The organism is Streptomyces sp. ME02-8801-2C, from assembly GCF_033793965.1.
Lineage (GTDB): Bacteria > Actinomycetota > Actinomycetes > Streptomycetales > Streptomycetaceae > Streptomyces.
On the sequence record NZ_JARAXP010000008.1, the window covers coordinates 1 to 22,252 of the forward strand.

A 22,252-nucleotide genomic window follows, 5' to 3' on the forward strand; every position below is an offset into this window, starting at 1 on the left:
GCCCGGTTACATTCCGAACCCGGAAGCTAAGCCTCACAGCGCCGATGGTACTGCAGGGGGGACCCTGTGGGAGAGTAGGACACCGCCGAACAAATATTGGGAAAACCCCCGCACTTTCAAGTGCGGGGGTTTTCTGTTTTCCGGGGGGTATTACGGTGATCTCTATGAGTAGCTTTGTGGTCAGGTCCGTGCGCGCGGACGAGTGGCGTGCCGCCAAGAAGCTTCGGTTGGCTGCCCTGCAGGATCCCATCGCGCATCTCGCCTTTCTGGAGACGTACGAGGAGGTTGTGGGCCGGCCTGACTCCTTCTGGCAGGAGCGGGTGCAGCGGGGGGCCGAAGGTGCGACCGGTGCTCAGCAGATCATTGCCGAGGGGCCCGACGGAGAGTGGGTCGGGGGCCTGGTGGTGCTTGTTGAGGACGCGGGGACCGCCGACTGGGCCGGGTTCCCTGTCGAGCGGCGGCAAGGGCACATCGTCGGAGTGTTCATGCTGCCCGAGCATCGTGGGTGCGGGCTGACCGATGTTCTCTTCGACGCCGCGCTGGAGTGGGCCTGGGAGGCCGCGGGCGCTGAGCGGGTGCGGTTGATCGTGCACCCTGACAACGTCCGGGCGCAGCGGTTCTACCGGCGCGTGGGGTTCGTACCCAGTGGGGTCAGTGTGCCGGTGGGTGGGGGTGCGGATGGCTCCGGGGCTGAGATGGAGCTGGAGTTCGTGCTGGAGCGGGAGTCACACCTGTAGGTCGTGGTGGGGCCAGCGGGAACGGAGTTGTTCTCTTGACCGGAGCAGGGCCATGGTGGGCATGCCTCGGTCTGTTCCGGTGGTGAGTAGCTCCGGGAGCTGGGGGAGAGGGGCGACCGCTGCGACGTCGTCCAGGACCAGGGTCAGTGGTGGGTCGAGGCGACCGGAGGATGACCGTTCGGCCATGCGCCGGCCGCGCTCGACCACGCTTGCGGCCAGTGCGGTCAGGAGGGGCATCGCGCCCGGGTTCGTCCTGGGGTCCTCGATAGGTTCACCGACCACATAAAGCGTGCCCCCTTCCGCGATGAAGGAATCCAGCGCGAGGGCATCACTTCGGTTCGCCGCGCACGCCTCGCGGATGTTCACCGTCGACAGTGCGGCGAGGGCTCGGCCTGTCAGCTCCTGGGCGATGTCCCGGCGTTCGGGGTACGCGGTCAGGGTGGCCTCGAGTTCGCCGGCGGCGCCGGGGGCCGCCTTGGGGTTGGTGCGGAGGATGCGTACGGCTTCCTGGACGTTGATGCCCTGGGACCAGCGGTGTACGTGGCGGATCGTGCGGGCGTCTATCGCGGCGGCGTGCAGGTAGCTGCGGAGGAGTGTTTCCGCGGTTTCGGTCGTTGTTCGGTCGATCTTCGCGGTGGGGCGGACCGGAGTGAGGAGAGCGGCAGCTCGCGCTGCCGCTGTGTTTCTGTCCTCGCAGCCTGTGGTGGGGGGCCAGTGGAGGCGGGCCGGGGTGTCGCAGAGGTGGGTGGGGTCGTAGAGGAGGGTGGGGCCGAGTTTGGCTCGGGCGTCCTTTGTCTCCTGCCAGAGGGTGGGGTTCGAGGTGATGATTAGGGCGGGGCCCTCGGCGTTCTGGATGGCTTCGGTTGCGGGGGGTGTGCGGGTGTCTTGGGTGCCGTAGAAGATTGTTTCCCACCCACCCACCCGTTTGCTGTCTGCTGCCATGGGTGCCGTCGACAGCGCCTTTGCGGGTTCCGGTGACGGTGGTGGTTCGGGGAGCTGTGGCTGTGGCTGCGTGTGGGCAGGCTCTTCGAGGGGCCTTTCCGCTTCGGCCAGCGGCTCCGTGCGTTGTTGGGGGACCTCGCCGCGAGATGCCCTCCTCGCCGTCCGTACCGCCTTCCAGCGGGCCAGGGTGCCCACGGTGAAGATCGTCAGGACCGACAGGATCATCAGTTGGCCGATGAACAGGCCCCAGAACAGGCCCCAGCCCGAGAGTTGGTTCGGGGGTGTCGTCGGCCAGGCGCCCGGGACGTCCTGGGGGTCCGTGATCAGGTGGCGCAGGGCCTCCGGAGTACGGGTGAACGTGATGCCCTGGGGCCAGGCGCCGTGGGACAGGACGCCGGCCAGGCCTGTTGCCGACCAGACCAGTAGCGTCAGGCCCAGCAGGAAGCCGATCAGGCCGATCAACAGGCCGTCGGAGACGCCGCGTTGGCCCTGCTGTTCTGGCTGGCCTGCGTCCGGTCTCATCGCTTCATGCCACCGTTGACTCGGGGGAGTCGTCGAGGTCGCTGAGGTGCTGTTCGACGAAGGCCGCCGCGCGTTCCTCGGCTTCCAGTTCCGCTGCTCTGAGGGCGTCGTCGGTCAGTTCGCGGTCGCGGGACGATTCCGTCATGGCCCGGTCGGTGAAGACGAGGGCGCGTTCGGTTTCCGTGACCAGGTGTTTGACCACCTGGACGTTGCCGTTGACGTCCCAGACGGCGATGCCCGGTGTCAGGGTGGGGATGATTTCGACCGCCCATCGCGGTAGGCCGATGACGCGGCCTGTTGCTCTGGCCTCGTCGGCCTTCTGGGCGTAGATCGTCCTGGTCGAGGCCATTTTCAGGATCGCGGCGGCTTCCTTCGCCGCCGCTCCGTCCACCACGTCGGACAGGTGGTGGACGACCGCCACGAAGGACAGGCCGAGGCGGCGGCCGAACTTCAGCAGGCGCTGGAAGAGCTGGGCCACGAACGGGCTGCTGATGATGTGCCAGGCCTCCTCGACCAGGAAGATGCGCTTCTTCCGGTCGGGGCGGATCCAGGTGTGCTCCAGCCAGACGCCGATGATCGCCATCAGGATGGGCATGGCGATGGAGTTGCGGTCGATGTGGGACAGGTCGAAGACGATCAGGGGGGCGTCGAGGTCGATGCCGACCGTGGTCGGACCGTCGAACATGCCTCGCAGGTCGCCGTCGACCAGGCGGTCCAGGACCAGGGCGACGTCGAGACCCCAGGCCCGTACGTCGTCTATGGCGACGTTCATCGCTTCCGCGGACTCCGGCTCGGGGTGGCGGAGTTGCTCGACGATGTCCGTCAGGACGGGCTGGCGTTCGACGATCGTCTCGTTGACGTAGGCGTGCGCGACCTTCAGGGCGAAGCCCGAGCGTTCGTCGAGGCCGTGGCCCATCGCCACTTCGATGATCGTACGGAGGAGAGCCAGCTGGCCTGTGGTGGTGATGGCGGGGTCGAGGGGGTTCAGGCGGATGCCCATGTCCAGGGCGGCCATGGGGTCCAGGCGGATGGGGGTTATCCCCAACTCCTCCGCGATGAGGTTCCATTCGCCGACGCCGTCCTCGCCCTGCGCGTCCAGGACGACCACCTGGCGGTCCCGGAAGCGGAGTTGGCGCAGGACGTAGGTCTTCTCCAGGGCTGATTTTCCGTTGCCCGATTCGCCCAGCACCAGCCAGTGCGGGGCGGGGAGTTGCTGGCCGTACAGCTGGAAGGGGTCGTAGATGTAGCCCTTGCCGGAGTACACCTCGCGGCCGATGATGACGCCGGAGTCGCCGAGGCCGGGGGCCGCCGTCGGGAGGTAGACGGCCTGGGCCTGGCCGGTGGACGTGCGGACGGGCAGGCGGGTCGTCTCCACCTTGCCGAAGAGGAAGGACGTGAAGGTGTCGGTGAGGGCGGTCAGCGGGTCCCGCATCAGCGCATCAGCCCTACCTTCGGATTCCGGTGGCGAACGGGAGAGTGTTGACGAACGCTCGGTGGTGCTCTCGGTCGCACCATTCGAGCTTCAGATACGACTTGCCGGCGGACGCCCTTATCGTGCGCTTGTCGCGCGCCAGGGCCTCGGGTGAGCGGGAGGAGACGGTGATGTAGCCGACCAGGTTGACGCCGGCCGCGCCGCTCGCGAGGTCCTCGCCGCGCTGGTCGAGGCGGTTGTGGGAGGCGATGTCGCGCGGGTCGACCGTGCGGTTCATCTTGGCGGCCCGGCTCGCCTCGGCGTCGTCGTTGGTCTTTTCGGTGAGCATGCGTTCGATGGCGACCTCGGTGGGTTCGAGGTCCATCGTGACCGCCACCGTGCGGATGACGTCGGGCGTGTGGACGAGGAGCGGCGCGAGGAAGTTGACGCCCACCGGCGTCATCGGCCATTCCTTCACCCACGCCGTGGAGTGGCACCAGGGGGCGCGCGTCGACGACTCGCGGGTCTTCGCCTGGAGGTAGGTCGGCTCCATGGCGTCCAGTTCGGCCGGCCAGGCGTTGCGCTTCGTCATCGCCTGGAGGTGGTCGATCGGGTGGTCCGGGTCGTACATGGAGTGGATGAGAGACGCCAGTCGGCCCTGGCCGAGGGGCTGGCGGACGCGGATGTCCGCCTCTTGGAGCCGCGAGCAGATGTCCGTCATCTCGCGGGCCATGACGACCGCGAGTCCCGCGTCGCGGTCGACCTTCTTGCCGTGCTGCGGTCGGGCGGCGCGCGCCATCGTGTGGGCCTCGGCGGCCAGCTCACGGGTGAAGTGCATACAGGCGACGAGGTACGCGCGGTGCTGTTCGCTGCTCGTCGACACCATGGACTGGAGCTGGTCGTAGGAGTGCTGCAGCCATGGGGGGGACTTCTCGTCGCCGCGTACGGCCACGTCCTTGGCGTGGGCGTCCGGGTCGGCGGGGAGGGTGCGGGCGAGGATCTGGAGGCGGGTGACGAAGCCGTCGCCGTTCGCCACGTGCTTGAGCAGCGTGCCGAAGCGGTCGACGAGGGCCTCCTGGTCCTCGCTGTCGCGCAGGCCGACGCCCGGGCCCTCGATCTCGATCGCCGCCGTCACCGTACGGCGGTCGGCGTGCAGGAGTACGGCGATCTCGTCCGGGCCGAAGGGGGCGGCGAGCCAGTTGATGCGGCCGATGCCCGGGGGCGGGCCGATCTCGACCTCGCGGCCGTCGATCTGGGTGCCGGCCTCCATGACGGAGCTGCGGTAGGTCGTGCCCTGGCGGAGCGTGCGCTTGTAACTGCGGTTGATCTCGAACCACTTGTAGAACGTGCGGCGCTTGTACGGGACGTACACCACGGCGAGTGCCAGCATCGGGAAGCCGGTCAGCAGCACGATGCGCAGGGCCAGAACGGGTACGACCAGGCCGCACACCATGCCGAGGAAGGCGCCCACGATGATGAGCGCGATCTCGCCGGACTCGCGGTTGCGGCCGACGATCGCGTTCGGCCGGGCGCGGCCGATGAGATACGTACGGCGGGGCGAGACCGTGTGGGCCACATGGGCCACATGGGAATCGGTGGTCAACGCCCGTCACCTCCAGGGCGGTTGGATCGGTTGCCTGCGTGCGGGCTGCTGCGCGGCGGGGGTGCGGCGGAGGGGACAGATCCGCCGCCGCCCGAGGGCCGCGAGCTGTGCGCGGCCACGCCGCCGGAGACGGGGTTGGCGGGGCGCGCCGCGGAGGACGACTGGCCGCCGCCTCCACCGCCCCCGTTGTTGTCCGCCCGGCTGCTGTGGGTCTTGATGCCCTGGGCGACGAGGGTCGCCGGGGAGCTGATCACTGCGGCGGCCTTGCCTTCGGCGCCCTGCATGATGCGGTTGTTGCGGGAGTTCGCGATCTCGTCGCCGAAGCCGGGGACGAAGCGGTAGATCATGGCGCTCGCGAAGATGGCGAGCAGGATGATGGACAGGCCGGAGACGACGGCCGAGAAGGCGTCCGGGCCGTCGTTGGTGGAGAGTGCTCCGGCGAGGCCGAGGACGATGGCAATCACCGGTTTGACCAGGATGACCGCGATCATGATGCCGGCCCAGCGGCGGACGTGCCCCCACAGGTTCTTGTCGACCAGCCCCGCGTACACGACCGTGCCGAGCAGTGCGCCCACGTACAGCAGGGCGGCCCGGATCACGAGCTCCAGCCAGAGGATGCCGGCCGCGAGGATCGACACCATGGACACCACGATCAGCATGATCGGGCCGCCGCCGATGTCCTGGCCTTTGGCCAGCGCGCCGGAGAAGGTGCCGAAGAACGTGTCGGTCTGGTCGCCGGTCGCGCCCGCGAGGACCTCGGTGACTCCGTCGGTCGCCGAGACGACTGTGTAGAGGATCAGGGGTGTGAAGGCGGAGGCCAGGACGGTCAGCCAGAGGAAGCCGATGGCCTCGGAGACGGCCGTGGTGAGGGGGACGCCCCGCATGGCCCGTTTGGCGACCGCGAGCAGCCACAGCACCAGGGTCAGGACGGTGGACGCGGCGAAGACGACCGCGTACTGCTGGAGGAACTTGGTGTTGGTGAAGTCGACGCTCGCGGTCTCCTTCACGGCCTCGCTGAGCTTGTCGACCGTCCAGGAGGCGGCGTCGGCGCAGCCCTTGGCGAGGGAGGAGAGGGGGTCGAGGGTGGAGGTGGGGTTGGGGACCGAGCCCGTGCCGGCGCCGCCCTGCTGGACCTCGCAGAGATCCTTCGCGTCGCCGGTGAGCAGCGCGCACTCTTCTTTTCCGGCCGTCGGCGAGGGGGTGGCGGAAGGCGTCGGGTCCGCGTACGCCTGGGAGGCCAGGAGCACGGCCGTCGTTTGTACGGCTGTCAGCGCGCCGGCGAGCTTGAGCACGAGGTAGGGCCTAGCTGGCGTGTTACCGGGCATAGGTGAACCCTCCGTACTCGTCGATGGCCTTGGTGATCTCGTCGGAGTCGGCGGCTCTGTCGTCGCCGGGGACCGGATTGGGGCCGTCCTTCGCTGCGTAGGAGACGATCTTCCAGTCGTCGCCCGACCAGCGCATGTCGTAGGTCCAGGTGTTCCAGGACGAGGTAACCGGATTGGTGGACTTCTCACCGGCGATGCCGCTCAGGCCGACGTACCAGATGTCGACCGTGGCGGTGGCGCCGCCGTACGCCACGGTCTTCGTGCCGACTGGGGTCACGCGGGAGACGAACGTGCTGCCCTCGGGGGCGTTGCCGCCCGCGTCGAGGCCGAGTCTCGTGAGGAGGTTCGCCGAATAGGTCTTGTCCAGCAACGGCTTTTGTTCGGCGGCGGCCTCGCTGGTGAAGAGGGCGTCGACGATCGAGTCCCGGGTGTCCTTGCGGAACATGCCGGTCGAGCCCAGGGACACCGCGTAGTTGGCGGCTGCCGACTGGGCGCCCTCGCGGTTGTGGGCGAACCCTGTCGGGATGCCGGCCGCCTTCTTCGTGACCGGCTGCTCGCCGGAGGCCGCGGTGGGTGCTGTGTCGGGTTGGCCGGCGCTGCCGCTGGTGCCGCCGGAGCCGCTGCCCGCCGTGGAGGACGCGGAGTTAGAGGAATCGTCTCCTCCACGGTTCGCGAAGGCGATCGCCGCGATGAGGAGGGCGACCACGGCGACGCCCGTCACCATGCCCCGGGACGACTTGGGGCGCCGGGCGCCGCCGTACGGGCCGCCGGTTCCCTGGTCGTGGTAGCGGGTGCGGGTCTGGCCGGTGCCGCCGTACCCGCCGTCGTCGGAGCGCGCGGAGTCGCCGTTGCTCTGGCTGTCACCAAGGCTCATTGCGCGTCCGTCCCCCTCGAACTCGTTGCGAACTCGTGTCGAATCCACGCGTACGGGTACGCGTGACAGTACGACGGTAGCCGTGCTGGTCCCCGCGCGGGCGCGGTGTGGTGACTCGACATCAGGGAGACGCAACCTCAGTCGGTGGGCACAACGGGTGGGTGGATGGTGGAGTGAAGAAACCGGGCGCACCCGGGTGGTCCGACTGACGAGACGCGCCACGCGGGGTGGCGCCGGCTACACGGCCATGCCGTACACGATCGTGAAGAGGGTGCCGAGTGAGCCGATGATGAACACACCCGTCAGGCCGGCGATGATGAGGCCCTTGCCCTGTTCCGCGCTGAAGGTGTCACGTAGCGCCGTGGCGCCGATACGCTGCTTCGCCGCACCCCAGATCGCGATGCCCAGGCACATCAGGATGGCCACGGCCATCACGACCTGAACCATCGTCTTCGCCTCGGTGCCCAGGCTGCCGAAGGGGCCCCAGTCCGGAGCGATCCCGCCGATGATGGTGTTGATGTCGCCCTTTTCGGCCGCAAGCCACATGTAAGTCACCGCCCCTGTCGGGTAGTTCCGCGCGCCCCCTGCCGCAGTGCAGAGGTCAGGTCCATTCTCGCCGACAATGACCCTGTCGTATGTCGACTTGAAGTCATTGATTGGCGGGTTTCGTACGAATACCTTGCCACCGACCCTCGCGGCACCCTATGGGGGAGCGCGGGACGGTGTGCGAGGGGTTGAACGGATCGTATGGTCACTCTGTGTATCACGGCAGGTTACGCCGAGCAATGAGGTGTGGGCGGAACCTGTGGTGTGGTTCCGTCGTTGACCACCGATGGCCAGCCGCGGCCACCAGTACGGACACGGACCGCTTCTGACGGTTCGTATCCAGGTAAAGGCTATCGCGGACCTCGGACATGGCGACGGGCCGCGGCTGGCAGCCGCGGCCCGTTCCCCAGTGCCCGCCGGTGATCCCCACGACCTCCGGTGGCGTTTGTGTGATCAGTTGCGATTTGGCTTGATCTGGTGGTTCTGGCGGTTCTGGTTGTTCTGCTGGTCGGGGATCAGCCGGTGAAGCCGGTCAGGCCCTGCGGGGTGCCCAGGCCGGTCGGGCCGTCGTAGCCGGCGCCGGCGGTGCAGAAGTAGCTCGTGGAGCAGGTGCCGTTGTTGCCCGACGTCACGTCGTTGAGGGCCGAGGTGCCGGCCACCTTGTAGGGGAACTGCGCCGGGTAGGAGCCGGTGGAGGGGGTGCCGCCGAGGGCGTAGACGCCCGCGATGATCGGGCTGGCTGCGCTGGTGCCGCCGTAGGTGACCCAGCCGCTCTCGCCGTAGGTGTCGTAGACCGAGACGCCGGTCGCGGGGTCGGCCACGGCGGAGACGTCGGAGATCATGCGCTTGGTGCAGCCGGTGTCGGTCTGCCAGGTCGGCTTCGCGTCGTACGCGGAGCAGCCGGAGCCGGTGCCCTCGGTGCTGCTGGTCTTCCACACCGTCTCGGTCCAGCCGCGGGTGTTGGAGGCGGTGGACAGCTTGGTGCCGCCGACGGAGGTGACGTACTTGGAGGCCGCCGGGTACTCGGCGCCGTAGTCCGAGTCGCCCGCGCTGACCGTGATGGCGACGCCGGGGTGGTTGAAGTACGAAGTGTCGTAGCTGGTGTCGGAGGACGACTCCGAGCCGCCGTAGCTGTTGGAGACGAACTTGGCGCCCAGGGTCACCGCGCGGTTCACGGCCGTGCCGAGGTTGGCCATCGAGGCGGAAGTGGCCTCGACCAGCAGGATCTTGCAGTTCGGGCAGGTGGCGCTGGCCATGTCCAGGTCGAGCGAGATCTCACCGGCCCAGCCGCTGTCGGCGGCGGGGAGGGAGGTCGTGGAGCCGCTCTGGCTGACCTTCTTGAAGCAGCCGCTGGCGACGGTGCAGGCCGGGAGGCCGTAGTACGAGCGGTACGCCGCGAGGTCGGCCGCCGCGTTCGGGTCGTCGTACGCGTCGACGATCGCGATGGTCTCGCCGGAGCCCTTGGAGGAGGCGGCGGAGGTCAGTCCGTAGGCGGACTGGATGTTGCTGGGGCCGTAGCCGGTGGGGGTGGCCGAGGTGGCGTGCGGCTTGATGGTCGCGGGCGTGGTGCCCCTCCTCGCCGCCTGTTCCTCCTGGAAGGCGGTGGTGCCGCCGGTGACGCGCAGGGCACTGCAGGACGCGAAGCCCTTCGCCGGGGTCGCGTCACACTGGTTGGTGTAGCTCACGTGGGCCTTGGCGACCTGCGCGGCGATGGTCTTCGCGGTGACCTTGGGGGTCGCCGAGGGCGCGGGGGTCGCTGCTCCGGCCTGGGCCGCGGTGCCGAGCCCGGCGAGAGCGAGCGCTGCGGTGGCCACGGCGGCGGTGCCTATGCGGCGCCATCTGCCGTGCGTGGACTGGCTGCTGGGGGGTGACGTACGCAACGTACAGCCTCCTGTTAGGGGGTTGGCAGGGGCAGTGCGGGTGGGGGTTGGCCGCCGGTGCGGTGTCCCCGGCGGCGGGTTGGCGGCCCGCGACGACCTTCGCTTGTTGAGTACGTGACAACAAGATGGGTTGCGGAATCCTGACTTCCGCGTGACTGAAGGGGGTTGCTGGGTTACCGATCACTGACGTGGTGATGGGTGGGGGGAGGGTGTGGCTTGACCATGTGCACGAGTCATCCACATGTTGTGGACGGGGGAGCGGCTGTCCGTGCGGGAGGTCAGTCCCGGCTGTACGCGTAGGCGCGTTCCACTCGGGCGACCTCAACGCTGTACGAGGAGTACCAGCGTTGACGTCCGAGCCGTTGCGCTTCGAGGTGTTCCGGGTGGGCCTTCCAGGCCGTTATCGCGGCCTCGTCCGTGTAGTAGATGACGACGAGGTCGCGGCCCTGCTCGTCCGTCATCGACTCGCGGCCGAGGTAGCCGGGTTGCGCCTCACCGAGTTCGGCCATGCGCTCGCTCATCGCCGCGTAGCCTTCGAGATCCTCGGCCGGCCGGGTGGTGATGATCACTGCGTAGTACGGCGGTTCGGGGCGGGCGAACGAGGTGGTCATGCGGAGAGCCTCCGTCGGTAAGGAGTGTGTGACGCCAAGACTACTGACGTCAGGCACTCCTCGGTCGGACGAAGTGATCGAACTCGCCTGCCCGCACGCCGAGAACGAAGGTGTCCCATCTCTGGCGGTCGGTGGTGACGACTGTGCCGGGAGTAGTGGTTGAGTGGAGATGGACGAGGGTGTCGGGGTCGGGGTTGTCCGAATCTTCGGGGGTTGTGACGAGGGTGAATTCCTTCGGTGGGGGCGCGTCCGTCTTCAGGGTGGTGAGGAGGGCGCGGAAGGTCGTGGAGGTGGTGGTGAGGGTGGCTCCGGTGGGGTCGCCGGATTCGGTGAGGTGGATGCCTTCGGGGGTGGCGGCTATGTGGACGCAGGAGGCGCCTTCGGAGCAGTACGACGACTTCTGCCAGTGCGGAGTCATGGGGATCCGTCCCTTCACAGGTCTCGTATCACGTTGTGGATGAGCTCCCGGGACTTCTCCGGGTCGAGCGCCATGGCCTCGATACGGTCGAACAGTGTGCGGTATTTGCGCAACTCCGCCTCGGCGTCGAGGAAGGCGAGGCCGTGTGTGACGGTCTGGACGTGTACGAGGTGTCCTCGATCGCCCTGCCGGAAGACCCGGACGACTATGCGACGCCAGATCTGATCGTGCTGCCCGTCGAGTGGGAAGAGGACGACGACTGGTTGGCCGACGCTGCGGATGCCGCGCTCGCCGTCGAGGTCATCTCCCAGTCCGAGAAGTCCCGGGACATCAGGGACAAGGCCGACTGGTACGCCGTCGTTCGCGTACCCGTCCTCCTTGCCATCGATCCCAGAAAGGCCACCTGGGCCCTGCACACCCGACCTGACAACGGCGCCTACCGTGACGTGTTGACGGGCAAGTTCGGGGAGTCCGTGCTGCTGCCCGAGCCGTTCGGCGTCGAGATCGTGACCGACGGGTTCCCTGTGTACGGGGTGGCTCCGCGTTCGGGTCGCAAGTCCGGGGCGTAGAGCTTTTACGGGTTCACGCACGATTCTCAGCGACGAGGTGTGCCTCTTCTTGATTTCGGGCGTCAGAGTGGCCACTGATGAAGCGACTCACTCGTCCTCGGCCTCGTCATCAGCGGTGGCACGTGCTGTTTCCCGTGGTCGCGTTGCTCGCCGTCACCTCCGTCTCCGGGGCCGGGCCGGGCAGTGCCTCCTCAGGGGTGCTCCGGGTTGTCGCCGTGGCGCGGGCGGTGCCTCGGAGTGCCCGTGTAGGGGCCCTGTTCAGCGGTGATCTGGAGGGCGGGCACTTCTGTACGGCTTCTGTGGTGCGTAGTGGGGGGCGGGATGTGATTCTCACCGCCGCGCACTGTCTTGGAGGGGACGGGGACACCGACGTCGTGTTCGTGCCCGGGTATCGGGACGGGCGGGCGCCCTACGGGGTGTGGCGGGTGACCCAGACCTTTGTGCCGAAGGCCTGGAGCGATCGTTCCGACGAGGACAGCGACTTCGCCTTCGCCACCGTCGCTTCGAAGCACAGGCAGGATCTGGAGGATGCCGTGGGGGCGAACGTCCTTGTCACGGGGCGGGCCACCGGGGCCGCCACGGTCGTCGTCACCGGGTATCCCAACGTGCGGGACGCGCCGCTCAGCTGTACCAACCGGCCGACCGCGCACAGCCGTACGCAACAGCGCATCGAGTGTCCCGGCTTTACGGACGGGACGAGTGGGAGTCCCTGGGTGGATGCGCGGGGGGAAGTGACGGGGGTGCTCGGCGGGTTCGAGCAGGGTGGGGCGACTGATGACGTTTCCTACAGCGCGGTGTTGGGGGGTGCGGCTGCCGCTCTGTATGAGGAGGCGTCCGGGTCCTCCTGAGCGCGGCGCGTTTTCGTCATGATCACCCCGAGCATTGGGTAGCGCCTCTACACTGACGTGGGCGTACTCCCTGGCGGTGAGGGGCGGTTGACGGTGCGTAAGGCATGGATCGTGGCGAGTGTTGCCGTCGGTGGCGCCCTCAGCTTCGTGATGCTGCTCGTCGTCGGCGTCTATCTCGTCGCCGGGAACGTCGCCGGTGGGGTGGGCGGCGGGACCGTCGCCCTCGCCAAGGGGGCCGTGCCGGCCGCGTATTCGGCACTCGTACAGAAATGGGGCAATCTGTGCCCCGCCATCAATCCCGCCCTGCTCGCCGCGCAGCTGTACCAGGAGAGCGGATTCAATCCGAATGCCAAGAGTCCGGCAAAGGCGGAAGGGATAGCGCAATTCATCCCTGGTACGTGGGCCACGCACGGAATCGACGGCGACGGTGACGGCGACCGTGACGTCTGGGACCCGAATGACGCGATTCCGTCGGCCGCGTCGTACGACTGCGAGCTCGCCTCGTACGTGAAGGACGCGCCCGGAGACCCGACGCACAACATGCTCGCCGCTTACAACGCGGGGGCGTACGCCGTCCTCAAATACGGGGGCGTACCGCCGTATTCGGAGACCCGGAACTATGTGAAGACCATCACCACGCTGCAGGCCAGCTTTGCCGCTCCTGTGGGGCGCGTCGACCCCTCCGAGCAGGCGGCCGGGGCGATCAACTACGCCCAGGAGAAGCTCGGCACGCCCTACCTCTGGGGCGGCACCGGTACCGCTGAGCAGCAAGGACGCTTCGACTGCTCCGGGCTCACCCAGGCCGCGTACGCGAGGGTGGGCATCGAGTTGCCGCGGGTGGCGAACGACCAGTACAACGCCGGGCCGCATCCCTCGCGGGCGGAGTTGCTGCCGGGCGACCTCGTCTTCTTCTCCGACGATCTCACCAACTCGCGGGCCATCCGGCATGTGGGGATTTATGTGGGTGGCGGTTACATGATTGACGCGCCGCGGACCGGTGCGGTCATTCGGTTCGATCCCATCGACACCCCCGATTACTTCGGGGCGACCCGGGTCACCGAAGATGGCGCGAAAGCGTTGCCCACGGCCGTGTGAGCGCAGCGTGAAACCCTCCCCTGAGCTGCGCGTATGCGTCTCTCTTCGATAACGTCTGCGTGATCATTCGGTGGAGAGTGGAACGTATTAACGGAGGGTGTGCGTTCCTGTTCCAGTGGTGGATTCACCGGCGGCCGGATCGGGCGCCTGTGGCACGTGTCAGGCGTGGACAGTGGGGGGTCCCCGCGTCACGGGGTGGGCAGGAGCGGCGCACGCAGCAGTGCGCTCTGGACATGACGACGAAGGGCCGCAGCACCATGGCTGGTCTCGCCGAAACCGGGTCGAACCCCGACGTCGACCTGCTCTACGACATCAACGGTCTGGCCAAGGACGCGCCCCGGTGGTTCGACCGGGTGGTCGAAGTCGTGGGTGAGTACGGGCTGTTGGCGGCGATGGTCGTCCTCGTGGTGTGGTGCTGGTGGAGTGTGCGGCGGCGGGGTGGGGACGAGGCGGTCTCTTCCGTGGCCGCACTAGTCTGGGCGCCGCTTGCCGCGGCTGTCGCCGTGATCGTGAACATCCCGATACGGGGTTTCGTGGAGCGGCCCCGGCCCTTTCTCGATCATCAGGGGCTCGAGGTTCTGGTCTCAGGGAAGACCGACTACTCGTTCGTGAGCGATCACGCGACGATCACCATGGCGATGGGGGTCGGGCTGTTCGTGGCGAACCGGAGGTTCGGGGTCGCGGGGATAGGGATCGCGTTGGTGGAGGGGTTCTGCCGGGTTTACATGGGGGTGCACTACCCGACCGATGTGGTGGGTGGGTTCGCGCTGGGGACGGCGGTCGCGTTGCTGCTGTCGCCGTTGGCCATGGCGCTGCTTACTCCGGTTACCCGGGCTGTTGAGGGGTCGGCTTGGGGTGGGGCGTTGATTCGTGCTCGGGGTGCGGGCTCGGGCGCGGGACGGGGGTCTGTGGTCCCGGGGGCTCGGGCGGAGGCCGGTGACGGGGAGCGGGACCTGGCGGCGTAACGGGCCTTGGTTCGCCCCCGCCGTCACTACGGTCCCGTCCTGTCCCTGGGAGCGCTTCCCCGGGACCCCCGGATCGTGCTGAAGGTGCTTGTCCTCCATCGCAGGGCGGGCTGGAGACGCGGGGCCGACGTTGTGGAGGGGTTCTGCTTGTGCTGCGAGGGGTGGGGGTGGTGGGAGGAAGGGCGGGCTGGGTCTGCCTGGGCCTGGGCTGCGCAGATGCGGTGAACGGGTGAGCGGGAAACGTGACTTGGGCCGCACCGGCGTTGCCGCCTCGGAAGCCGTGTCTCGACTCCGAGAGCAGCCCCCTTCTCGGGCCCGCGGCGGAAGAAGGCGTAGCCGCGGCCCCGGGCCGGGAAGCCTACGAGGCGGCACACCACGAGCATGCCGACCGCGCTGACCCGTCGCTGGGCACGCACTGCCTCCACCCGCGATCTCGGCGGCAGGCACACAAGGCATGAGGTGTGTGCGCAACCCGTATGGGCTGACAGGGTTTTCTGGTTACTGCAACGGCATGGTCCGAGCGTCTGTCCGGACTCCGGCGGTCCAAATGGGACAAGTGTGCTTGTATCAATGATCACCTTTGTGAGGAGTGAGAATGCGCGTTCGTAACGTGGCGATTGCCTCCGCTGTGGCGATCGGTGCCGTCGTGATGACATCCCTGCCCGCGACGGCCGCCGACACGACCACCACGTTCACCGTGACCGCGACGTCAGGGCTGGCCATCAGTGCGCCTGACAGCGCGGCTCTCTCGTCGGCCGCACCTGGCGGCACTGCGTCCGGCTCACTCGGCAACGTCACAGTGAATGATCAGCGTTCCCAGTTGAACAGCACCTGGACGGCGACGGTGGCACTGAGCACCGCGTTCACGACGGGCACCGGCACGGCCTCCGAGACGATTTCGGGAGGGCAAGTGACGTACACGCCAGGCAACCCCGTCGCGGAGACCAATCCTCCGCACACTCCGGGAACTGTGGGAACCCTGACCGCGCAGCGCAATGCCTACGTTCGGGCCAGTGGCGATGGCGCCAACGCCGTCACGTGGAACCCGTCGGTCAGCGTCGCCGTGCCAGCGGGCAATGTGTCCGGTGACTACTCGGGCGTCATCACCCATTCGGTTTCCTGAGCGTCCCGGACATGTGGAGAAGAAACCTGTCCTTGCGAGTGCCGGGCGCGGCTCTGGCCGCGCTCGCCCTGACGTTTCTGGGCATGCCGGGAGCCGCTGCGGCCACTGAGGCCAACGGTTCGTCCGATCCTGGATACGTCGGGTTCCGTCTCCTCGAGGCCCCGCTCGTCCGTCGCGACGACCCCCGTGCCTTGAAGTACATCGTCGATCATCTGAAGCCGGGAACCGTCATCGAGCGCCGGTTCGAAGTGGCCAACAAGAGCGACACCGGGCGTGCGGTGAAGCTGTACGCGGGCGCGGCAGGGATCGCGGACAACCAGTTCGCCTTCGCCGAGGGCCGGAAGCCCAACGAACTGACCCGGTGGACCAGTGTGAAGCCCTCCGTGCTCACCCTCGGTGCGTGGGAGAAGACCGAGGCCAAGGTCACGATCAAGGTGCCGGCCACCGCGACGCCGGGAGAGCGCTACGCGGTGGTGTGGGCGGAAAGCGGAACACCACCCGACGAACGGCACAACATCGGCTCGATCATGCGCGTGGGAACGCGGGTGTATCTGGACATCAGTGACAGCGGGGAGTACGCGGACTTTCGGATCAAGAAGATCGTCGCGCTCCGCAGCAAGGACGGTAGGCCCAGCATCGTCGCCCAGGTGCACAACACGGGTAAGCGGGCCCTGGATCTGAGGGGGAAGCTTCATCTCTGGGACGGCCCCGGTGGGTTGGACGCAGGGGTCCATCCGGTCACCGAGGGGACGACGCTTCCGCCGGGCGGCTCCGGACGCGTCAGGGTGGAAGGACTCAACAGAAGTCTGCCCACCGGGCCCTGGGCCGCGCGGCTGGAACTGGAAAGCGGAATGGTGCGGCACAGCCTTTCCGCCCGTTTGACCTTTCCGGAACCCGGCGGTATGTCCACCGCGTGGATGGTGAGTTCGTCGAACCGTCCGTACTGGTATACGGGGGTGGGTCTGCTGGCTTCGAGCGGTGCCGTCCTGCTGCTCTTCAGGTACCGGTCCGTAACGCGCCACCTGAAAACCTGACTGAAGGCTCTTCCCTGGCCGGCCGGGTGAACCCGGCTCGGTTCGGGCGCCGATAGGACACACAGATATCTTCGAGTCCCTCAGTATGGTGAACAGCCATTTTGCGGGTGCGTAGAAAGGAGCATGAGTGGGATCAAGATCCCTCTCATGGCCCCGGATCTCTTTGCGGATCGGGACCGGAGGAATGCTGTGTGTGGGCTGCTTGGTTCTGCCGCCGGAGGCCGCGGCGGAAGCGAAGACCATGACGATCTCGCCGGTCTTCGCCGTTCCCCGGGCCGTGCTGGCGCCCCCTGTGATCACCGTGCCGGCGACGGGCAGTCTGGGGGCGGTACAGGCGGGCCAGACGGGGATCGTGAAACTCGGGTCGGTGAAGGTGACCAGCAGCAATAACCGGACCTGGGTGGCGACGGTCTCGGTCACGAGCTTCAAGACGGGGGGCGGCTCACCTTCGGAGACCATTACACCCGGCAACGTGAGCTACTGGTCGGGTCCCGTGGTGTCGAAGTCGGGCCCGGGAACCCCTGTTCCCGGCCAGGCCACCGCAAGCAATCGCGTTCCGCTGAGCGCCTCCCGGACAGCCTTCAGCTACAGCACCCAGTTGGCGGTCACCAGCTCCGTGACCTGGCAGCCGACGCTGAACGTGTCGGTGCCTGCCACCTCCGTGGCAGGCACCTACTCCGGCACGCTCACGCATTCGGTCGCCTAGGGACCAGTCGATGAGCCGGCGTCGGTCGGCTCATCAGGTTGTGGTGTTGAGCAGGACCGACACCTCGTCCGTAGAGATGATGGCGGTCGTCACATCAGGGCGTGTGTCCTCGTTGAAGTCCCCCACCGTCACGGAGAACGCCCCGGCGGCGACGTACCAGTTGCCCTTGGCGCCGAAGGTGCCGTCCCCGTGGCCCGGCAACACCGACACCGTGCCGACCGCGTTCGCGGTCACCAGGTCGACGGCCGAATCGCCGTTGAAGTCCGCACGGTCTATCGACAGCGGGCCCGCGCCCGTTGCGTAGTCGACTTTCGAGTCGAACGTGCCGTCGCCGTTGCCCAGCAGCACCGACGCCGTGGCGTCCTCCAGGTTGGCGATCGCCAGGTCGGTATTGGTGTCCCCGTCGAAGTCCTCCGTCACGATCCGGTCGGGCGAGCTTCCTGTCGCGTAGTCGACGTGGGTGTCGAAGGTGCCGTCGCCGTTGCCCAGCAGGATCGAGACGGTGTTGTCACCGACGTTGGTCACGGCCAGATCGAGGTTCGTGTCCTTGTCGAAGTCAGCCACGTCGACCCCGTAGGGCCAAATTTCCACGCCGTAGTCGACGTGGGTGTCGAAGGTGCCGTCGCCGTTGCCCAGCAGGATCGACACCGTGCTGTCCAGGACGTTCGTGACGGCCAGATCGAGGTTCGCGTCCTCGTCGAAGTCGGCCACTGCGACCTTGACCGCGTACGTCCCCACGCTGTAGTCGACGTGCGTGTCGAAGGTGCCGTCGCCGTTGCCCAGAAGGATCGACACGGTGTTGGCGTCGCTGTTGACCGAGACCAGGTCGAGGTGGCCGTCCTCGTCGAAGTCGGCGATCTCCAGTCCGTCCGGGACGCTGCCGACGGCGTAGTCGACGTGGGTGTCGAAGGTGCCGTCGCCGTTGCCGAGCAGGATCGACACGGTGTTGTCCGAGTTGTTGTTCACGGCCTGGTCGAGGTGGCCGTCCTCGTCGAAGTCGCCCACCTTCACTGCCACGGGACCGGCTCCCGTGTCGTACTCGACATGGGACGCGAACGCCGGAATGGTTGCCGACGCGGTGCCTTGAGCCGCGAACAGCGCTGTCGCCGCCGCCACGACCGTCACGACATATCTGCTGCTTCGTCGGCCCCTGTTGGCCTGATGATTCTTCGACATGTTTCCTCCTCTGCGTCTGTGTACCGCTTTCCGAGCGACGACCTGAGGAATGTCGATACGGTGGCCTATGCGACTCGCCAGGATTTACGCTCAGTTTGGTCTTCAGTGCACCCCTGATAGACGTCATGGGGAGCCGAAAAAGGGAAACGAGACCGCGTTTGTTGAGGAAATCTCGGCTGCCAGGTCAAGCTTTCTACCGAGGTCACGAAAGGACACACTGAAACCACCCCTACGGTCCCGCACCCTTGACACACCGTCAATCGGCAAAACAATGCCAGGAAGGAGGAATTGGCGCACTCGGAGCCCTCGCACCGGTTGTGAGAAAACCGTCGACGCGCGCCGGAGCCGACCACGGTTCAGGGCTGTTCAGAACCGGCTTGAACCATTTCCCGCACAGCCGGTCCCAGGAGGCGTTCGTAGCGGCAGAGAGCGGCCACCGATCCGAGAAAGGCCAGGTGGTTGCCTTTTTTCCGCTCGTAGCGGGGGCTGGGTCTGCGATATCCGGTCAGCCAGGACGTGGTGCGCTCGATGATCCATCTGTGGCGGCCGAGCCTTTCGCCGGAGTCGATGGCCTTGCGGGCGATACGGGCGCCGATGTCTTTTCCTATAATCACCACCGCGGGTGAGGTGCGTCGTCTGCCTTGTCTGCATGAAAGCGCCGGGGCTTTGAAATCGGCGCTCAGCCTGGGCCGAGGCAGGGGTGGGGGCAGGCTGGGAATGCCGGCTCGGTCATCGGTTCCTACAGTGCCTGGGGGTACGTGAACACGCGGGTCGGGTCGTACTGGTGCTTCAGTTTCTGCAGACGCGGCCCCGCGGCCCCGTAGTACGCCTTGCGCCAGTTTCTCAGGGTTGGGTCTGTGTAGTTCTGGTAGGCGGCGCCCGAGGCGTACGGGGACATCGCGTTGTGGGTTGATGTCAGCCAGGACTGGGCCGTTGTGCCCGTCGTGCCCGCGCGCCAGGACACGATGTACTGGGCCAGCATCCTGCTGCGGCGGTGGACGAATGCCGTCGCCGTCGGTGAGACCCGGTTCACCGCGCCCCCGAGGGCCGTGAACGCGATGCTGCCCGAGCCGCCCCGGACCTGTGTCATCCGGGAGAGCAGCGTCTGGATGCCCGCCGGGGAGAGCGAGCGGTCGAAGAAGTCCGAGCGGGCCGCGTAGGTCTCCCGGCCCAGCGCGCCCTGTGGGGAGCGGCCCGGTGTGCGGCCCGGCAGGTGGCACTGCGCGTCCGTCGCGAAGGACGAGCAACCCGCGTACACCTCCATCGCCTCCTCGTACGAGCGGCGCCTGAGCGAGACGCTACTGGCCGGGGAACCGATTCTGTCCGCCAGGCGGTCCACCGCGTTCTGCAGCTCCCGGTAGGTGCCGAGCGAGAACGCCGAGATGGAGATCGTGGGGGTCCCGCCCGCCGCGTTCGCCACGTGCAGGGCCGACCAGATCTCGTCCGGCTGCGTCGGGCCCCACTCCTGCCAGGCCTTCATGACCGCCGCCGCCTTCCGCCACGGCCAGGACATGTACGCCGCGACCGCCTGCGGCGCCGGGTGGGTGCGGAAGTGGAGTTCGGTGACGATGCCGAAGTTGCCGTTGCCCGCGCCTCGCAGGGCCCAGAAGAGGTCCTTGTTCGTGGTGGCGTTCGCCGTCAGTTGGCGGCCGTCCGCCGTGATCAGGGTGGCCTGGGTGAGGCTGTCGCAGGTCAGGCCGTACGCCCGGGACACCACTCCGTGGCCGCCGCCCAGCGTCAGGCCCGAGACTCCCACCGTGGGGCACGAGCCCGCCGGGATCGTGACGCCCTTCGCCGTCAGGGCGCGGTAGACGTCGATGAGTTTCGAGCCCGCGCCGATCACCGCCGTGCCGCCGCCCGCCCGCACGCGGTTCAGCTTCGACACGTCGACGATCAGGCGGCCGTTGCCCGAGGACCAACCCGCGTACGAGTGGCCGCCGTTGCGGATCGCCACGGGGACGGAGTGGGCGCGGGCGTAGGAGAGGACCGTACGGATGTCGTCCGCGTGGGCCACGTACGCCACCGCGGCCGGCTTCAGGCTGTCGAAGCGGGTGTTGTAGAGCTGGCGGGCCGCCGCCCAGGAGGCGTCCCCGGGACGGATCAGCGGGCCGTCGAGGTCACGGGCGAGGGCCGTCCAGTTGGCGGGGGAAGAGGCGCTCGTCGCGGTGAGAGGCGTGGTGCCCGAGGGTGTGGTGGGGGCCGCCTTGGCTCCCGCCTCTGCCTTCGGGCCCGTGCACGCCGCCGCCGTCGTCATCGCCGTCAGGGCGGCCGCCGCGCCGCCTCCCATGAACGTACGCCGCTGCATGGTGCTCCTCGATGTCACAGGTCCTCGGGTCCCTCGGGTTGAGCCCTCGCGGCTCCCGTCGAACGAGACGGGTTCCATGCATCGTTAGTTCCACTCCCCGCTGCGTTTGCGGGAGGAAGGGGATGGAGGTATTCCGGGCTTGTACAGCAGGAGACGGACGGGCGGGGCCGTTCTGCCGGTCGGGACCCACACGTGTTCTCCCCGTAAGCGTTCCGTGACCTCACCGCACCGACCGCAGGGGTTCACCCGCCGTTCACCCGCGCCCGTAGGCGGCTTCACCTGATCTGCCTACTTTCGGCCTTACCGGTGCCGCGTGTGCCCACCCGGGCGCCCCGGCTCCGCCCATACTTCGCGACCTCGCACGCCGCCGGATTCAGGACGGCGGCTCCTGGAAGGAAACACCCGACAGTGAAGCTTCAGCGCATGAACCGGCGGGCCCTCACCCTCGGTGCTCTCGCCGTCTCCGGCGCCCTGGCCCTCACGGCGTGCGGCTCCGACGACACCGGCACCGACAAGTCCGCCGGCGGCGGCGCCTCCACCGCGGCCAACAGCTCCATCAAGTGTGACGACGCCAAGGGCCAGCTGCTGGCCGACGGATCCTCCGCGCAGAAGAACGCGATCGACGCCTGGGTCAAGGCATTCACGGCCGCCTGCCCCGGCGTGCAGATCAACTACAAGGGTGGCGGCTCCGGCGCCGGTGTCACCGCGTTCACGCAGGGCACGGTCGCCTTCGCCGGTTCCGACTCGGCGCTGAAGCCCGAGGACGTCGCCGCCTCCAAGAAGATCTGCACCGGCGGCACGGGCATCGACCTCCCGGCGGTCGGCGGAGCCATCGCGCTCGCCTACAACCTCCCGGGTGTCGACAACCTCGTCCTGGACGCGCCCACCCTCGCGAAGATCTTCGACAGCAAGATCAGCAAGTGGGACGACCCGGCGATCAAGGCGCTGAACCCGGGCGCGACGCTGCCCAGCACCAAGATCCAGGCGTTCCACCGCTCCGAGGACTCCGGCACCACGGACAACCTCACCAAGTACCTGATCGCCACCACCCCCGAGAACTGGAAGTACGAGGGCGGCAAGGCCTGGCAGGCCAAGGGCGGCCAGGCGGCCTCCGGTTCCTCAGGCATCGCCGCGCAGGTCAAGCAGACCGCGGGCGCGATCGGCTACATGGAGCTGTCTTACGCCAAGGACCTGTCCACGGTGTCCGTCGCGACGGGCGCCAGCGCCCCGGTCAAGCCGTCCTCCGACTCCGCCACCAAGGCCATCGCGGCCGCCCAGGTGGTCGGCACCGGCAGCGACCTGTCGCTGAAGCTGGACTACAACACCAAGGCCGAGGGCGCGTACCCGATCACCCTGGTCACGTACGAGATCGCCTGTGACAAGGGCAACAAGGCGGACACCCTGCCCGCCACGAAGGCCTTCCTCCGCTACATCACCAGCGAAGAGGGCCAGGGAATCCTGAGCGGGATCGACTACGCGCCGATCCCCGCCGACATCATCGCCAAGGTTCGGACCACCGTCGAGAGCCTGGCCTGATCTGAGAGTGCGGTCGGGTTCCGCCG

The 22,252-nt window shown here is 67.8% G+C and carries 21 protein-coding genes, 1 rRNA gene and 1 pseudogene; 10 read left to right on the forward strand and 13 right to left on the reverse strand.

Annotated features, from left to right (window positions below; translation table 11 throughout):
• Positions 1–91, forward strand: a 5S ribosomal RNA gene (gene rrf, locus PV396_RS25720); the annotation flags it as partial.
• A 73-nt stretch (positions 92–164) separates the two neighbouring features.
• Positions 165–737, forward strand: a complete 573-nt coding sequence (locus tag PV396_RS25725; RefSeq protein ID WP_319208474.1) for a GNAT family N-acetyltransferase — start codon at positions 165–167, stop codon at positions 735–737.
• Here PV396_RS25725 and PV396_RS25730 read toward each other — a convergent pair.
• From PV396_RS25730 to PV396_RS25775, 10 genes are all read right to left on the reverse strand, one after another.
• Positions 726–2,201 carry a type IV secretory system conjugative DNA transfer family protein gene (locus PV396_RS25730; RefSeq protein ID WP_319208476.1) on the reverse strand — a complete coding sequence of 492 codons (1,476 nt, stop codon included), beginning with the start codon at positions 2,199–2,201 and terminating at the stop codon, positions 726–728. The genes PV396_RS25725 and PV396_RS25730 overlap by 12 nt on opposite strands.
• A gap of 4 nt (positions 2,202–2,205) precedes the next feature.
• Positions 2,206–3,633, reverse strand: coding sequence for an ATP-binding protein (locus tag PV396_RS25735; RefSeq protein ID WP_319208480.1), 1,428 nt, complete (start codon positions 3,631–3,633; stop codon positions 2,206–2,208).
• A 13-nt stretch (positions 3,634–3,646) separates the two neighbouring features.
• Complete coding sequence (locus PV396_RS25740) at positions 3,647–5,188, reverse strand: SCO6880 family protein (RefSeq protein WP_416071491.1); 1,542 nt, start codon at positions 5,186–5,188, stop codon at positions 3,647–3,649.
• Positions 5,189–5,211: 23 nt separating this feature from the next.
• Positions 5,212–6,540: a hypothetical protein gene (locus tag PV396_RS25745; RefSeq protein ID WP_319208484.1), complete on the reverse strand. Its 1,329-nt coding sequence runs from the start codon at positions 6,538–6,540 to the stop codon at positions 5,212–5,214.
• Complete coding sequence (locus PV396_RS25750) at positions 6,530–7,414, reverse strand: hypothetical protein (RefSeq protein ID WP_319208487.1); 885 nt, start codon at positions 7,412–7,414, stop codon at positions 6,530–6,532. The genes PV396_RS25745 and PV396_RS25750 overlap by 11 nt, the downstream gene beginning before the upstream one ends.
• 237 nt (positions 7,415–7,651) lie before the next feature.
• A complete protein-coding gene (locus PV396_RS25755; protein ID WP_053742551.1) occupies positions 7,652–7,960 on the reverse strand; it encodes a hypothetical protein in 309 nt (102 codons plus the stop codon).
• A gap of 515 nt (positions 7,961–8,475) precedes the next feature.
• Complete coding sequence (locus PV396_RS25760; RefSeq protein WP_319208490.1) at positions 8,476–9,840, reverse strand: S53 family peptidase; 1,365 nt, start codon at positions 9,838–9,840, stop codon at positions 8,476–8,478.
• A gap of 278 nt (positions 9,841–10,118) precedes the next feature.
• Positions 10,119–10,451, reverse strand: a complete 333-nt coding sequence (locus PV396_RS25765) for an antibiotic biosynthesis monooxygenase (protein WP_319208491.1) — start codon at positions 10,449–10,451, stop codon at positions 10,119–10,121.
• A gap of 49 nt (positions 10,452–10,500) precedes the next feature.
• Entirely contained in the window at positions 10,501–10,869 is a 369-nt protein-coding gene (locus PV396_RS25770; RefSeq protein WP_319208492.1) for a DUF397 domain-containing protein, read from the reverse strand.
• Positions 10,870–10,883: 14 nt separating this feature from the next.
• Positions 10,884–11,090, reverse strand: coding sequence for a Scr1 family TA system antitoxin-like transcriptional regulator (locus PV396_RS25775; RefSeq protein WP_319209300.1), 207 nt, complete (start codon positions 11,088–11,090; stop codon positions 10,884–10,886).
• On the opposite strand from PV396_RS25775, the gene PV396_RS25780 reads away from it, so the two are divergent.
• The 7 genes from PV396_RS25780 (at position 11,013) to PV396_RS25810 (ending at position 17,209) form a co-directional block, all read left to right on the forward strand.
• Entirely contained in the window at positions 11,013–11,438 is a 426-nt protein-coding gene (locus PV396_RS25780) for a Uma2 family endonuclease (RefSeq protein WP_319208494.1), read from the forward strand. The two genes, PV396_RS25775 and PV396_RS25780, sit on opposite strands and share 78 nt — an antisense overlap.
• Before the next feature lie 77 nt (positions 11,439–11,515).
• On the forward strand, positions 11,516–12,286 hold the full coding sequence (locus PV396_RS25785) for a serine protease (protein ID WP_319208497.1): 771 nt from the start codon (positions 11,516–11,518) through the stop codon (positions 12,284–12,286).
• Between the two features lie 87 nt (positions 12,287–12,373).
• Positions 12,374–13,381, forward strand: coding sequence for a bifunctional lytic transglycosylase/C40 family peptidase (locus tag PV396_RS25790; protein WP_319209301.1), 1,008 nt, complete (start codon positions 12,374–12,376; stop codon positions 13,379–13,381).
• 257 nt (positions 13,382–13,638) lie between these two features.
• Positions 13,639–14,346 (forward strand): phosphatase PAP2 family protein, encoded by a 708-nt coding sequence (locus PV396_RS25795; RefSeq protein WP_319208498.1) that lies wholly within the window; start codon positions 13,639–13,641, stop codon positions 14,344–14,346.
• 595 nt (positions 14,347–14,941) lie between these two features.
• Entirely contained in the window at positions 14,942–15,469 is a 528-nt protein-coding gene (locus PV396_RS25800; RefSeq protein ID WP_319208500.1) for a hypothetical protein, read from the forward strand.
• Between the two features lie 11 nt (positions 15,470–15,480).
• Positions 15,481–16,503, forward strand: a complete 1,023-nt coding sequence (locus PV396_RS25805; RefSeq protein ID WP_319208502.1) for a peptidase — start codon at positions 15,481–15,483, stop codon at positions 16,501–16,503.
• A 193-nt stretch (positions 16,504–16,696) separates the two neighbouring features.
• Entirely contained in the window at positions 16,697–17,209 is a 513-nt protein-coding gene (locus PV396_RS25810; RefSeq protein WP_319208503.1) for a hypothetical protein, read from the forward strand.
• A 33-nt stretch (positions 17,210–17,242) separates the two neighbouring features.
• Here PV396_RS25810 and PV396_RS25815 read toward each other — a convergent pair whose 3' ends face one another.
• The 3 genes and pseudogenes from PV396_RS25815 to PV396_RS25825 form a co-directional block, all read right to left on the reverse strand.
• Positions 17,243–18,385 (reverse strand): VCBS repeat-containing protein, encoded by a 1,143-nt coding sequence (locus PV396_RS25815; protein ID WP_319208504.1) that lies wholly within the window; start codon positions 18,383–18,385, stop codon positions 17,243–17,245.
• A 356-nt stretch (positions 18,386–18,741) separates the two neighbouring features.
• Positions 18,742–19,052, reverse strand: a pseudogene (locus tag PV396_RS25820) (transposase); the annotation flags it as partial.
• A 72-nt stretch (positions 19,053–19,124) separates the two neighbouring features.
• Positions 19,125–20,690, reverse strand: coding sequence for an FAD-binding oxidoreductase (locus tag PV396_RS25825; protein ID WP_319208505.1), 1,566 nt, complete (start codon positions 20,688–20,690; stop codon positions 19,125–19,127).
• Positions 20,691–21,098: 408 nt separating this feature from the next.
• Here PV396_RS25825 and pstS point away from each other — a divergent pair, with 408 nt between their 5' ends.
• Positions 21,099–22,226 carry a phosphate ABC transporter substrate-binding protein PstS gene (gene pstS, locus PV396_RS25830; RefSeq protein ID WP_319208508.1) on the forward strand — a complete coding sequence of 376 codons (1,128 nt, stop codon included), beginning with the start codon at positions 21,099–21,101 and terminating at the stop codon, positions 22,224–22,226.
• The last annotated feature ends 26 nt before the right edge of the window (positions 22,227–22,252 follow it).